This window comes from Rhodococcus sp. 2H158 (genome assembly GCF_053764755.1).
Map to the genome: position 1 here is coordinate 20,549 of NZ_JBSNCE010000020.1, position 12,108 is coordinate 32,656.

The window sequence follows — 12,108 nt, forward strand, 5'->3', positions numbered from 1 at the left end:
CGGGGGAGGGCTCGCCCTATCGGCGGGCCCTTCACCGTTTCGCGGACAACTCGCGCAGCAGTGTCTCGGCGTCGGCGAACGCCCGCGCCCGTCGCACGACGGTCGGCGCCGCCGGGGGATGCCCGTCCCACCCGTGGAACAGCGTGCTCAGGCTCAGGACGATCCGCTCGGGGTGGATCCAGTCGCCCCACCGGACGAATTCGGGATCCCGCACCAGCTGCCGGGCCGCCTCGAGCGGCCCGGCGCCGCGCGCGTACTGTTCCCGGCCGGCCTGCTCGAGCCACACCCAGTAGGCGCGCAACTCGCGGATCTCCGCGGGTCCGCACAGCGGCCCGTGCCCCGGCACGTAGAGGTCCGCGTCCAGGGCCAGCAGCCGGTCGATCGCGGCGAGCCAGTTCTCGAGCGGCCCGTGCCACAGGATCGGGGTCGAGCCGATGAACAGCAGATCGCCGGCGAACACGATGCCGGCGTCCGGCACGTGCGCGATGAGGTCCCCGGCGGTGTGGCACGGCGCGAGGCGCTCGAGCTGGACCGGACGTTGCCCCACGTCGAGCCGCAGGACGGTGTCGAAGGTGTGGTCGGGCAGCCGAGGCGATCGCCGCGGCAGGCGTGCGCCGCCCGGCACCCGGCGCATGTAGGCGGCCGCGGCGCCCGGCATCCCGGGCAGCGCGGCGAGCGGACGTCCGGCCGCCGCGAGCGCCGCCACTGCGGCGGGAGGGAGATCCTCGCGCATGCCGCGCAGCGCGGCCGCACTCGTCGTGATGCGGGCCGTCGCCGGCAGGGTGTCGTTGCCCCACCAGTGGTCGCCGTCGGAATGGGTGTTGACGGCCTCGGTGATCGGTGCCCGCGACACCAGCGGCTGCTGTGCCTCGGCGATCCGCCGCGCCAGCCGCGTGTCCCACGCGGTGTCCACGACGAGCGACGCCGTGCCCGCATCGACGACGAGGCCGGTGTTCGCCTCTCCCCAGCCTCCCGGCGTCCGCACAACCGCCCACACCCCGTCGCCGATCTGCGTCAACCCGCCGTCGCCCACCGTTCGCCCCCCGTCCGCAGTGGCGGCGAGTCTAACCACACGAGCCGGACCGTGGTTTGCCCCCGGCCCGGCCCGGGAACGCGGTATGAATCGCACGGACGGCGTCACGAGCGAAGGGGATCCCATGGGAACGACGGTTGCGGTCACCGGCCCCACCGGCGAGATCGGCAGGGCCGCGGTCGCGGCCCTCGAACAGGACCCGCGCATCGACCGGATCCTCGGCATGGCGCGAGGCCCGTTCGATCCTGCCCGGCAGGGCTGGACCAAGACCGAGTACCGGCAGGGCGACATCCTCGACCGCGGCGCCGTCGACGCCCTGGTCGCCGAGGCCGACGTCGTCGTGCACCTGGCCTTCGTCATCATGGGCTCGCGCGCCGAGAGTCACCGGATCAACATCGCCGGGACCCGCAACGTCTTCGAGGCGACCGTTGCCGCCGCCCGGCCGCGGCGCCTCGTGTACACCTCGTCCGTCGCCGCGTACGGATATCACCCCGACAATCCGACCCCGCTCTCCGAGGACGTGCCCACCCGCGGCTCGCACGAGCACTACTACTCCGAACAGAAGGCCGAACTCGAGCGGGTGCTCGACGAGGTCACCCGCGGATCGGACCTCGAGGTGTTCGTGCTGCGGCCCTGCATCGTCGCGGGGCCGCACGCGACCGCCCTGGCCGATGCCATGCCGTGGCGGCAGGTCGCCGGGCATCTGCCCGGCGCCGTGCGGAAGGCCGCCGGCGCCCTGCCCCTGCCGCGCCCGGTGTTCCCCGACCCCGGTCATCCGCTCCAGCTCGTGCACCACGACGACGTCGCGAGTGCCGTCGTCGCCGCCGTGACGTCCGAGGGGCCGCCCGGCGCGTACAACATCGCCGGCGACGGGGTGGTGTCGCTGTCGGACGTCGCGGCCGCGCTCGGCGCCCGGCCGATCCGGATCCCGGCGTCGGTCGCGACGGCCGCGTCGGCCGTGGTGGCGCGGCTGCCGTTCCTGCCCTCGATGGTCGAGTGGATCCACACGGGCCGCACGTCCGTCGTGATGGACACGACGAAGGCCCGGACGCAGCTCGGCTGGCAGCCGCGCTACACGAGCGCCCAGACCCTCGCGGCGCTGGCGGGGGCGGTCGGTGAGGCCCGGTAGCGGTGCGGTGGGTCAGCGTCGCGCGGCCGCGTGCGCGGCCATGCGGATCGGGGCGTTGACGGTGCCGTGACCCCGGTAGCCGCCGCGCCGCTGCACCAGTTCGAAGAACACCCGGGCGCTGACGACCTTGGTGAACACCTGGAACAGCTCGCCGCCGTCCTCGTCCCGATCGTAGAGCACGTTGTATTCCCGAAGGGCGGCAAGCATTTCCGGATCCGGAGCCAGGCGCGCATCCAGATCGTCGTAGTAGTTGCGGGGGATCTCGAGCACCAGCGCTCCCGAATCATGCAGGGCGCGAGCGGCTTCCACTGCATCGTCGACGCCGAACGCGATGTGCTGGGGGTGCCGCACGCCCGGTGCCCATTCGCCGCGACGGAGCACGGGGGCGATCAGACCGACCTCGAAACCGTCCGTGGCGAGGACACGGCTGCGCACCAAGCCGAACGGTCCCGCGTATTCGGCGGCCTCGGCGTCGGTCAGGCCCAGCACCGACCGATAGAACAGCGTGGCTTCGTCGAATCGGTCGTAGGCCTGGGTCAGCGCGACGTACTCGGTGCACCGCACGCCCACCGCCGTCGTCGGCGTCGTGCCGGTCGGGCGGAAGTCGTTGCGCCAGTCCGCCGGGCCGTCGCCCCGCGACGACAGGAACAGGGCGGTGCCGTCCGGGGAGACCACTGCGGACAACGGTGCCTCACCCGGGCCGACGACCCGCGCCAGCTGCGGTGCCAGCAGCTCGTGGGCGTGCCGGGAAACGGCGCCGACGTCCGCGACCTCGATCCCCAGAGCGGTGACGGCCGCGCCCTCGGCCGCGCTGTGGGCCGGGTTCGAGGTATTCACCAGCACCCGCGCGTCCCCCTGCTCCCACAGCTCCACCGGCTTGCTGTGATGCTGCCCCGAGTGGGTGAAGCCGAGCGAGACGAGGGCCGCACGGACCGGCTCCGCAGCGGTGGGCGGGGTTCCGATCTCCGTGAACGCGTGCCCGCGCACCTGCACCGGGTTGGGGTCACCGTCGAGACGCAGTTCCAGATCGAGCAGCGAGCGCATCGCGTCGATCGCCGTCGGCACCGGCGCCGACTGGCGGAACACATCGTTGAACACCTCGAGCGAGAGCGGCCCGGTGTAACCCGCCGCGAGGACGTGCCCGACGAGTCCGACGAGATCGAACTCGCCCTCGCCCGGGAACACCCGGTAGTGGCGGCTCCACTGCAGGACGTTCATGTCCATCTCCGGTGCGTCGGAGAGTTGCAGGAAGAAGATCTTCTCGCCCGGGATGTCCGCGATGCCGGCGACGTCCTTGGTGCGGGAAAAGATGTGGAAGCTGTCGAGGCACAGCCCGAGGGCCGGATGATCGGCCCGGCGCACGATCTCCCACGAGCGCTGCCAGGTGTTCACGTGGCGGCCCCACGCCAGGGCCTCGAAGGCGATCCGCATGCCCCGCTGCGCTGCCGCATCCGCCAGTTCCCGCAGCTGCGCGGCCGCGAGATCGACATCGTCGACGGTGTGCGGCGACACCGACGAACACACCAGCACGAGGTCGGTGCCGAGCTGTTCCATCACGTCGAACTTGTGCCGCGCGCGGCGCATGTTGCGGGCGTGGATCTCGGCCGGGACGGCCTCGAAGTCGCGGAAGGGCTGATACAGCGGGATGCTCAGCCCCAGTTCGGCACAGCGCTCGCGCACCGCCGCGGGGGTGAGCGGGGAGCCGATCAGGTCGGGTTCGAACAGTTCGATGCCGTCGAACCCGGCGTGGGCGGCGGCGACGAGCTTGTCCTCGAGGGTGCCGGACAGACACACGGTGGCGATTGCCTTGGCGCGCTTGGTCCCAGGACGGGGGTGGGTCATGGTCGGGCTCCTCCACGGTGCCGCCTGTGCGGGCGGACTCGGAATCGGGGATCGGTGCGCGAGGGCGGGTTCGCCCCACCCACCGGTATCGGCAGGGGTGGCTCGCCGCGGGTCGCGCGCGCGAGGGGACCGGTCTCGGGGTGTGGTGGCGCCGGCTAGGCCTGCGCCGTGTGCTGGGCCACGAGCGCGCGCAGCGCCCACTCGTAGCCGGCGACGCCGAGGCCCACGATGATCCCGGAGGCGACCGGGGAGATGTAGGAGTGGTGGCGGAACTCCTCACGGGCATGGACGTTGGAGATATGCAACTCGATGAGCGGCACGTGGGCGCCCTTGATCGCATCGTGCAGGGCCACCGAGGTGTGCGTGTAGGCGCCCGCGTTGAACACCACCCCGAGGGACTCCCCGCGGGCGACCGCGGCGCCGGCGTCGTGGAGGGCGTCGATGAGGACGCCCTCGTGGTTGGACTGTCGGAAGTCGATGTCGACGCCCAGTTCCTTGCCGACGTTGCGGCACAGGGTCTCCACGTCCTCGAGGGTCTGCGCGCCGTACACGCCGGGCTCGCGGGTGCCGAGCAGGTTGAGGTTGGGGCCGTTGAGGACGAGCACCGAGTTCATGGACGAATCTCCTTTGCTTTCTTCGTTTCCGGGGTCATCGCCCGGCCGGGTCTGTCAGCCGACGGGCAGGCCGGCGGTCACGGTGCTCGAGCGCACGACGAGGTGGGTGCCGAGTTCCACGGGCGCGGCGCGGGGTGTGGTCTTTCCGACGAGGACGTCGCACAGCAGGTCGATTGCAGTCACGCCGGCCTCGTCGAACGCGAGATGCACGGTGGTCAGCGCCGGCGAGGTCATCTCGCAGAGCCACGAGTCGTCGAATCCGACGACGGAGTAGTCGCGGCCCGCCCGCAGTCCGTGCTCGGCGAAGCCCTGCATCAGGCCGACGGCGGCCTGGTCGTTGTACGCGACGACGGCAGTCGTCCCGGTGCCGACCAGTTCGTCGGCCGCGTTCCGGCCCGCGACGACGAAGTCGGGCTCGAGGGGGCCGAGCACCGTGCCGGTGATGCCCCGGGCGGCACAGGCCGCGGTGAAGGCCGTGAGGCGCCGCCGTTGGGCGAGCCAGTAGTCGGGACCGCCGAGGTACGTGACGGCGGTGTGCCCGGCGTCGGCGAGATGCTCGACGGCCTCGACCATGCCGTCGTCGGAGGACAGCAGCACGGCGGGCAGCTCGCCGGCAGTGTGGTTGACCAGCACGACGGGGGTGACCCGCGCGAGATCCTGGAGGTCGGTGTCGGACATGCGCGGGGCGATGAGCACCAGTCCGTCGACCTGCCGGGCGATCGCCCGCACGAGGTCGAGCTCGTCGGCGGACCGTCCCTCGCCCGCGGCGACGAAGAGGGAGTAGCCGCGCTCGCGCGCCCGGTCCTGTGCGGCTTCGACGGCGGGACCGAACACGGGATTGCGGATGTCGGGGACGAGGAAGCCCAGGTTGTGGGTGCGACCGAGGGCGAGCGAGCGGGCGGTGGGATTCGGAGTGAAGGACAGCGCCTCCGCGGCGGCGAAGACCTTCGCGCGGGTGTCGGGACTGACCGCTTCCGGTCGGGAGAACACACGTGAGACCGTGGCGGTCGAGACGCCGGCGCGCGCTGCGACCTCGCGAAGCGTCGCCATGGGTTCTCCTCGGGTGTGGGGTCCACCCACTGTGCAAGCGGTTACATCGCTTTGTCAAGCTGCATGTAACCGCTTGCACGGAAGATCGGCCTGGGCGTCGCCCGCCGACCGTTCACAGCGGGCGACGCGTCGCTCACCCGTCGATGCTGGACATGTCCCCGTAGCGCTCTCCGACGACCGCCTCCCGGGGCACCGCCGACTCGATCGCGCCCAGCTCGTCCGCGGTGAGCGACACGGCCGCGGCCGCGACGTTCTCCTCGAGGAAACGCACCCGCTTCGTCCCCGGGATGGGGACCACGTCGTCGCCCTGGGCGAGGACCCACGCCAGTGCCAGCTGACCCGGGGTGCAGTTCTTGGACCGGGCCAGGTGGCGGACGGCGGTCACGAGCGCCAGGTTCGCCTCCAGCGCCGCACCCTGGAATCGCGGGAAATAGGCGGTGCGGCGAGAATCCGAGCGCTCGAGATCGGACGGCGCCGTGATCGCGCCCGTCAGGATGCCGCGCCCGAGCGGCGAATACGGCACGAGCCCGATGCCGAGGTCACGCAGGGTCGGCAGGATCTCGTCCTCGATGTCGCGGGTGAACAGCGAGTACTCGGTCTGCAGCGCGGTGATCGGGTGGACGGCGTGGGCCCGGCGGATCGTCTCCGCGGACGCCTCCGACAGACCCAGATGGCGGACCTTCCCGGCCTGCACCAGTTCGGCCATCGCGCCGACGGTGTCCTCGATCGGCACGGTCTTGTCCACGCGGTGCTGGTAGTAGAGATCGATGTGGTCGACGCCGAGGCGGCGGAGCGACGCGTCGCAGGCTGTGCGGACGTACTCGGGCCGACCGTTGATGCCGAGGCGGGTGCCGTCCTCGGCGCGCTCGTTGCCGAACTTGGTCGCGAGGACGACGCGGTCGCGGCGATCCGCGACGGCGCGGCCGACGAGGTTCTCGTTGGTGAACGGGCCGTACATGTCGGCGGTGTCGAGCAACGTCACGCCGAGCTCGAGGGCCCGGTGGATGGTGGCGACGGCATCGGCCTCGTCCCCGGTGCCGTAGAACTCGGACATGCCCATGCACCCGAGTCCCATCGCCGAGACCGTCAGCGGCGACGCGGTGCCGAGCGTGCGGGTGCCGAGTGGGGGCCGAGAGGTGTTGTTCGTGGTCATGGCGTCGAGTCAAGACCTTCGAGCGCGCTCGAAGTCAAGCGCGAGCGCTCTCGCACGGTCCGTCGTCGCGGCCGCTCGTCCGGGAGAGGTAGATGTCGATCTTGCCGTCGATCGCGGCGAGGTGCTCGGTCACCTCGTCGAGCTGGGTGAGCACCCGCGCCCGGTGCGCGCGGAGCAGCGCGAGGCGGTCCTGTTCGTTGCCGCCGCCGGCCCGGCAGAGGGCCGCGTACTCGCGGATCTCGCGGATCGGCATGCCCGTCGCCCGCAGCCGGGTCAGCAACACCACCCAGGAGAGGTCGTCCTCGGTGTAGAGCCGGTGGCCGGAGGAGGAGCGGCCGATCTCGCGCAGCATGAGGCCGTCGCGCTCGTAATAGCGGAGGGTGTGGGTGGTCAGACCGGTGCGCTCGGCGGCCTCGGCGATGGTCGCAACGGTCGTCGCGGAAGGGGCGGTCGTCATGGCTTCATGATCCGCCTCGGGGGTGGTCCTGCGCTCCGCAGGCGATCCGGGGTGGCCGCATCGGCACCACAGGGTGCCTGTCGAGGACCCGGATGGCGGCCGACGATGGGCGAACCCCGTTTCTCACCACCCTCAGGAGGCTGCCATGAAGACCCGGATTCGCACCACCGTCGCGGTCGTCGCGACACTGTTCACCGTCGTCCTCGGCACCGCAGGCGCCGCGAACGCCGCAACCGCGAGCACGTCCGTCGCATGCGGCCACGTGACCATCCACTGCCCGGGCTGAGCGCGGGCGGCGTCGGGGACGTCGCCGTTCCCGACGCCGCCCACCGTGGGCGCCGTGCGCGGCCCTCCGTGATGACGAACAGATGGATGATGAACAGATGATCGAGACACCCGTGATCGTGGGCATCGTGTCCATCTGCGTCGGATTCGTGCTCTTCGTGCTCGCCGCGAGCGGGACGCGGGGCGGATGGAACAGGAAGCTGACGATCTCGCTGTTCGTCCTCTCGATCCTGTTCCTCACCCTCATCCCGGTGTTCGGTGCCGTGTTCCTGGCAACCTGAGAACATCCCGCCGGACTTTTCCACCCGCCTCGTCCAACGAGGACCGAAGCTGTCCGCATTCATCCCTACCGTCGTAGTCGTTGCCGCAGAATCGACATCACGAAGGGCGGAAGCGACATGGCCGAGCGGACCCTCTCCGGAGAACGCGCCGACATCCTCGACATGCTGGCCGAGCAGCGGAAGATGTTCCTGATCACCCTCCGCAACCTCGACGACGAGCAGGCCCGCACCCGCAGCACCGTCAGCGACCTGACCCTGGGTGGGCTGCTCAAGCACGTCTCGACCACCGAGCAGCACTGGATCGACACGATCCGCACGCTCGACGACACCGCCGAGTTCGACATGGAGTCCGCGATGGAGCAGTACTACATGCGCGACGACGAGACCGTCGCCGGCCTGCTCGAGCGGTACGAGGCGATCGCGGAGCAGACGGAGGCCTTCGTCGCCGGCCTCGCGGACCTCGACCTGCAGGTGCCGCTGCCCACCGCGCCGTGGGCGCCGGAGCGACAGTGGTGGAGCGCCCGAAAGGTGCTGCTGCACATAATCCGGGAGACCGCCCACCACAGCGGTCATGCCGACATCATCCGCGAATCCCTCGACGGCGCGAACACCACCATGCAGCAGGGCACCGACGCCGGCATGACCTTCGACTAGACGCCTCCGCGCGCGACGGTGCTTCCCGCGCGCGTCCGTACGAGCGCAGGAAGCACTTTCGGTCGCGGGACGGCAGCCCGATCCGCGACACGCGCACGAATGTCGTTGGCCGTGCGCTCGACACGGAGCAGTATCGGGCCATGTCGGCACTCTGGGACGAAGACGGCCGCGTCGCCTGGGAACTGCACGCGTCCGGGTGGGACTGGGAACAGATCGGTCGCGAACTCGCGTGCCCCGAACACATCGCACGCGAGATGTGCGAGAGACACGGCGCGGTGCTCGCCGAACAGGCGCAGCAGGACCATCCGACGCTGTTCGACCTGCCCTGACGACGGCGACGCGACGGGCACCCCGCTCGGACCGGGCCGAGTGCGGGTGCCCGCCTGCGCCGTCGTCAGTGGGCGGTCGCGACCTCCGCCCCGATCCCGGTTTCCGCGCGCACCAGCATCTCGGCGAACTTCTCGTCCTCGTGCGCGGAGCGTCCGCGTCGCTTCTCGGCCACGAGTGAGCCGACGACGCACGCGGCAAGGCCGAGCGGCATGGTGACGATCACCGGAAGCTGGATCGTGAGGGGTGCCGGGCCGCTGCCGAGCCACAGCGCCTCGGTGAGCATGAGACTGACGATGGTCGAGACCAGGCCGGTGAGGATTCCCCACACGGCACCGGTGCTGTTGAAGCGCCGCCAGTTCAGGCTGAGCACCAGGGACGGCAGGTGGGCGCTGCCGGCCACCATGAACGCCATTCCCATGAAGTAGGTGATGTTCGTGTCGTCGCCGATCAGTATGGTCAGCCCGATCGCGACGGCGCTGAACGCCACCGCACCGAACCGGGCAACACGGGCCTGAGCGTTCTCCTCACGCGTGCGCGCCGCGACGTCGAGTTCGTCCACCGGCGGCTTGCGGGTCAGCGCCGGCCAGATGTCGCGGGCGAAGGTGCCCGCGGCGGAGATCACCACGCCGGCGACGACGGCGACGATGCTCGCGAACGCGACCGCCGCGACCATCGCGAGGGCGATCGAGCCGCCGATCGTGCCCACGCCCCCGCCGAGTTCGGTGACGAGCACGGGCGCCGCGAGATTGCCGCCGGCGCCGACCCGATCGGCGCCGCCGTCCCCCAGCAGGGCTGCGGCGCCGAAGCCCATCACGATGACGATCAGGTAGAACATGCTGCACAGCGCGACGGTCCAGCCCAGCGAGCGCCGGGCGGTGCTCGCCTCGGGGACGGTGAAGAAGCGGATCAGGATGTGCGCCATGCCTGCCGTGCCGAGCGCGAACGCCAGCGAGTACGAGACGAGGTTCAGCGCGCTGGTCTGCCCGAAGATCAGGCCCGGGGACAGGACGGCCTCGCCCGCAACCGCGTGCTCGGTCGCGGTGTCGAGGACCTTCGGGAAGCTGAACCCGAACTGCGCGAGGATGCCCAGCCCGACCACGATCGCGAGGACCGACAGGATCGTGGACTTGATGACCTGCACCCACGTGGTGGCGAGCATGCCGCCGACGAAGACGTAGATGCCCATGAGGGTGCCGGCGACGATGACGGACAGCCAGAACGGGATACCGGAGACCGACTCGAGCAGCACCCCGGCCGCGACGAGTTGCGCGAGCAACACGAAGGTGCCGGTGGCGATGGTGCTCAACGCCACGACGACCCGCACGCTGCGTGCCTCAGTGCGGAACACGAGTACGTCGGCGAGGGTGTACTTGCCCACGTTGCGCATCTTCTCGGCGAGCAGGAACAGCACGGGCAGGAACGAGATCACCGAGGTGCAGAGGATGACGGCACCGTCGACGCCCTTGTAGAAGATCAGGCCGGTGGTTCCGAGAAAGCTTCCGGCCGAGATGAATTCACCGGCGATCGCGAAGCCGTTCTGCCAGCTCGAGATCGAGCGGCCGGCGGCGAAGAATCCGTCGGCGCTGCGGGCCCGCCGGGACACGGCGAACGTGACCCACAGGGTCAGCGAGATCACCGCCGCGCAGATCGCGATCGCGAGGTAGTCGGCGTCGCCGGTCATGCCGCACGCTCCTGGTTCTCGAGGACGGCCGCGACGGCGGCGTCGGCGGCGGGCTGGATGTAGATGCGGGTGAGCCGGAAGTAGGCGTAGACGAGGACCCACGTCCCGGCGAACTGGGAGAACACGACCCACAGCGAGAGGGGAACTCCGAGGAGCTCGGTGTCACCGAGGAATTCGGGGAAGTAGGCGAAGCCGACGAGGAAGGACGCGAAGAGCGTGATCGCGAGGGCGCCGAGTGAGTTGGTGACGGTGCGCCGGCGGCGGCGCAGTTCGACGACCTCGGGCAGGGAGAGCATCGCGCTCCAGGTCGGTTGCGTTCCGGTCTGCAGCTCGGTCACGGCCGCACCGCCGCCCGGCGTGCCGTCTCCAGTGCGAAGAGGTTCTCGTCCCAGCCCTGCTCGAGCGGACCGAAGAAGTGGAAGCGGACCTGCTTGACCCGGTAGCGCCAACGGCCGTCGACCTTGATCACCTCGTCGGTGTAGCGGCCGGCGGCGATGGCGGGGGCGCCGTCGGTCACGCAGGGCTGCCACAGGAAGGACCGCACGGTGGCGCGGTCGCCGTCGAGGTCGATCTCCATGTTCGTGATGAAGTGCCAGAACGTGGTCAGCCCTCCGGCGGCGAGGCCCGCGAAGAACTCGCGCATCTCGGCCTTGCCGCGGGGATGGGACAGGCCGTCGAACTCGCCGTCGTCGGTGAACAGGTCCATCAGGGCGTCCCAGTCGCCGTCGTCGAGGTGACGGCAGTAGTGGGCGTCGAGCGAACGGATCGCCTCGAGGTCCTCGAGGCGGGTGATGCGCTCGGTGAGCGTGATGTCGGGGATGGTGGTCACAGGTGCGCCCTCCGAAGAAGTGGTTAACGCATGTTCATGTGAGGTGGACCATAGACGGGCGGTAACCACACCGTCAAGACCGGCTTCTTGCTGGTCCCGACCTGGGCCTCTACCCTCCATCTCATGAACACTCGATCGGGCACGACCCTGATGGGCGTCCGGGACCGGATCCTCGACGCGGCGCTCGACGAGTTCTTCGCGGCCGGTTTCCACGGCGCGACGATGCGCACCATCGCCAATCGTGCTGGTTGCAGCGCTGCGAACGTCTACAACCACTTCGAGAACAAGTCGGAGTTGCTCGTCGAGATCCTCCGGGCGGCCAGCGACGAGCAGTTCACCGCCACGCGCAACGCGCTGCGCAAGGCGGGTACGGATCCCGCCGAGCGCTGGCGGGCCGCCGTGGTGGCGCACGCGCTGTTCACCGCCCGTAATCCGCGTGAGTGCCTGGTGGCGAACACCGAGCTCCGGTATCTCGGCGAGGTGGATCGCAAGCGGGTGGTCGGTTCGCGGGACGCGCAGGAGCAGCTGTTCGTCGAGATCGCCGAACAAGGTTCCCAGATGGGCATTTTCGATGTTCCGCACGTGCACCAGGCCGTGACCGCGGTCCTCACGATGTGCGCCGGTATCCCGCTGTGGTTCCGCCCGGACGGGCCGCTCGGCGCGGCCGAGGTGGCCGACGACTACGGCCGGTACGCGCTCAACCTGCTCGGATACCGCCCCGCCTGAACTCCGGCGTTGACGCCCGGGCGGGGTCGTGCTGTACTGGGTGA

At 70.4% G+C, this 12,108-nt stretch carries 15 protein-coding genes; 6 read left to right on the forward strand and 9 right to left on the reverse strand.

Going from position 1 to position 12,108, the window contains the following annotated elements:
* Positions 1-31: 31 nt before the first annotated feature.
* On the reverse strand, positions 32-1,033 hold the full coding sequence (locus ACWPOB_RS19420) for an MBL fold metallo-hydrolase (RefSeq protein ID WP_455401856.1): 1,002 nt from the start codon (positions 1,031-1,033) through the stop codon (positions 32-34).
* Between the two features lie 124 nt (positions 1,034-1,157).
* Here ACWPOB_RS19420 and ACWPOB_RS19425 point away from each other — a divergent pair, with 124 nt between their 5' ends.
* Positions 1,158-2,162 carry an NAD-dependent epimerase/dehydratase family protein gene (locus ACWPOB_RS19425; protein ID WP_455401827.1) on the forward strand — a complete coding sequence of 335 codons (1,005 nt, stop codon included), beginning with the start codon at positions 1,158-1,160 and terminating at the stop codon, positions 2,160-2,162.
* Between the two features lie 12 nt (positions 2,163-2,174).
* Here ACWPOB_RS19425 and ACWPOB_RS19430 read toward each other — a convergent pair whose 3' ends face one another.
* The 5 genes from ACWPOB_RS19430 to ACWPOB_RS19450 all read right to left on the reverse strand — a co-directional run bounded on the left by ACWPOB_RS19430 (position 2,175) and on the right by ACWPOB_RS19450 (position 7,278).
* On the reverse strand, positions 2,175-4,004 hold the full coding sequence (locus ACWPOB_RS19430) for a sugar phosphate isomerase/epimerase and 4-hydroxyphenylpyruvate domain-containing protein (protein ID WP_100056721.1): 1,830 nt from the start codon (positions 4,002-4,004) through the stop codon (positions 2,175-2,177).
* A gap of 155 nt (positions 4,005-4,159) precedes the next feature.
* Positions 4,160-4,618 carry a type II 3-dehydroquinate dehydratase gene (gene aroQ / locus ACWPOB_RS19435; RefSeq protein ID WP_455401828.1) on the reverse strand — a complete coding sequence of 153 codons (459 nt, stop codon included), beginning with the start codon at positions 4,616-4,618 and terminating at the stop codon, positions 4,160-4,162.
* Between the two features lie 54 nt (positions 4,619-4,672).
* Entirely contained in the window at positions 4,673-5,668 is a 996-nt protein-coding gene (locus ACWPOB_RS19440; RefSeq protein ID WP_100056719.1) for a LacI family DNA-binding transcriptional regulator, read from the reverse strand.
* 133 nt (positions 5,669-5,801) lie between these two features.
* Entirely contained in the window at positions 5,802-6,743 is a 942-nt protein-coding gene (locus ACWPOB_RS19445) for an aldo/keto reductase (protein ID WP_455401857.1), read from the reverse strand.
* A 112-nt stretch (positions 6,744-6,855) separates the two neighbouring features.
* The gene (locus ACWPOB_RS19450) at positions 6,856-7,278 is read right to left on the reverse strand and encodes a MerR family transcriptional regulator (RefSeq protein ID WP_006941723.1); all 423 of its coding nucleotides are present in this window, start codon (positions 7,276-7,278) and stop codon (positions 6,856-6,858) included.
* 145 nt (positions 7,279-7,423) lie between these two features.
* Here ACWPOB_RS19450 and ACWPOB_RS19455 point away from each other — a divergent pair, with 145 nt between their 5' ends.
* The 4 genes from ACWPOB_RS19455 to ACWPOB_RS19470 all read left to right on the forward strand — a co-directional run bounded on the left by ACWPOB_RS19455 (position 7,424) and on the right by ACWPOB_RS19470 (position 8,827).
* Positions 7,424-7,564, forward strand: a complete 141-nt coding sequence (locus tag ACWPOB_RS19455; RefSeq protein ID WP_455401829.1) for a hypothetical protein — start codon at positions 7,424-7,426, stop codon at positions 7,562-7,564.
* Between the two features lie 97 nt (positions 7,565-7,661).
* Entirely contained in the window at positions 7,662-7,844 is a 183-nt protein-coding gene (locus ACWPOB_RS19460; protein WP_100056722.1) for a hypothetical protein, read from the forward strand.
* 117 nt (positions 7,845-7,961) lie between these two features.
* Positions 7,962-8,498, forward strand: coding sequence for a DinB family protein (locus tag ACWPOB_RS19465; protein ID WP_100056717.1), 537 nt, complete (start codon positions 7,962-7,964; stop codon positions 8,496-8,498).
* Between the two features lie 140 nt (positions 8,499-8,638).
* Positions 8,639-8,827, forward strand: a complete 189-nt coding sequence (locus tag ACWPOB_RS19470) for a hypothetical protein (protein WP_003938775.1) — start codon at positions 8,639-8,641, stop codon at positions 8,825-8,827.
* 65 nt (positions 8,828-8,892) lie between these two features.
* Here the strand turns inward: ACWPOB_RS19470 and ACWPOB_RS19475 are convergent, their stop codons facing one another.
* The 3 genes from ACWPOB_RS19475 to ACWPOB_RS19485 are packed head-to-tail and all read right to left on the reverse strand — an operon-like array spanning position 8,893 to position 11,338.
* Positions 8,893-10,509: a solute symporter family protein gene (locus tag ACWPOB_RS19475; protein ID WP_455401830.1), complete on the reverse strand. Its 1,617-nt coding sequence runs from the start codon at positions 10,507-10,509 to the stop codon at positions 8,893-8,895.
* Positions 10,506-10,847: a DUF485 domain-containing protein gene (locus ACWPOB_RS19480; RefSeq protein ID WP_006941716.1), complete on the reverse strand. Its 342-nt coding sequence runs from the start codon at positions 10,845-10,847 to the stop codon at positions 10,506-10,508. The genes ACWPOB_RS19475 and ACWPOB_RS19480 overlap by 4 nt, the downstream gene beginning before the upstream one ends.
* Positions 10,844-11,338 carry a nuclear transport factor 2 family protein gene (locus ACWPOB_RS19485; protein ID WP_455401831.1) on the reverse strand — a complete coding sequence of 165 codons (495 nt, stop codon included), beginning with the start codon at positions 11,336-11,338 and terminating at the stop codon, positions 10,844-10,846. Before ACWPOB_RS19485 ends, ACWPOB_RS19480 begins: the two co-directional genes overlap by 4 nt.
* A 123-nt stretch (positions 11,339-11,461) precedes the next feature.
* Between ACWPOB_RS19485 and ACWPOB_RS19490 the strand changes: the two genes are divergently transcribed.
* Positions 11,462-12,064: a TetR/AcrR family transcriptional regulator gene (locus ACWPOB_RS19490; protein WP_100056716.1), complete on the forward strand. Its 603-nt coding sequence runs from the start codon at positions 11,462-11,464 to the stop codon at positions 12,062-12,064.
* Positions 12,065-12,108 lie beyond the last annotated feature (44 nt).

What these genes read in the sequence shown, in the direction of transcription:
- ACWPOB_RS19475 (WP_455401830.1), bottom strand. Translation starts at nt 10,509, where the DNA reads ATGACCGGCGACGCCGACTACCTCGCGATCGCGATCTGCGCGGCGGTG.
- ACWPOB_RS19490 (WP_100056716.1), top strand. Translation starts at nt 11,462, where the DNA reads ATGAACACTCGATCGGGCACGACCCTGATGGGCGTCCGGGACCGGATC.
- ACWPOB_RS19465 (WP_100056717.1), top strand. Translation starts at nt 7,962, where the DNA reads ATGGCCGAGCGGACCCTCTCCGGAGAACGCGCCGACATCCTCGACATG.
- ACWPOB_RS19445 (WP_455401857.1), bottom strand. Translation starts at nt 6,743, where the DNA reads ATGGGACTCGGGTGCATGGGCATGTCCGAGTTCTACGGCACCGGGGAC.
- ACWPOB_RS19470 (WP_003938775.1), top strand. Translation starts at nt 8,639, where the DNA reads ATGTCGGCACTCTGGGACGAAGACGGCCGCGTCGCCTGGGAACTGCAC.
- ACWPOB_RS19460 (WP_100056722.1), top strand. Translation starts at nt 7,662, where the DNA reads ATGATCGAGACACCCGTGATCGTGGGCATCGTGTCCATCTGCGTCGGA.
- aroQ (WP_455401828.1), bottom strand. Translation starts at nt 4,618, where the DNA reads ATGAACTCGGTGCTCGTCCTCAACGGCCCCAACCTCAACCTGCTCGGC.
- ACWPOB_RS19450 (WP_006941723.1), bottom strand. Translation starts at nt 7,278, where the DNA reads ATGACGACCGCCCCTTCCGCGACGACCGTTGCGACCATCGCCGAGGCC.
- ACWPOB_RS19425 (WP_455401827.1), top strand. Translation starts at nt 1,158, where the DNA reads ATGGGAACGACGGTTGCGGTCACCGGCCCCACCGGCGAGATCGGCAGG.
- ACWPOB_RS19440 (WP_100056719.1), bottom strand. Translation starts at nt 5,668, where the DNA reads ATGGCGACGCTTCGCGAGGTCGCAGCGCGCGCCGGCGTCTCGACCGCC.
- ACWPOB_RS19430 (WP_100056721.1), bottom strand. Translation starts at nt 4,004, where the DNA reads ATGACCCACCCCCGTCCTGGGACCAAGCGCGCCAAGGCAATCGCCACC.
- ACWPOB_RS19455 (WP_455401829.1), top strand. Translation starts at nt 7,424, where the DNA reads ATGAAGACCCGGATTCGCACCACCGTCGCGGTCGTCGCGACACTGTTC.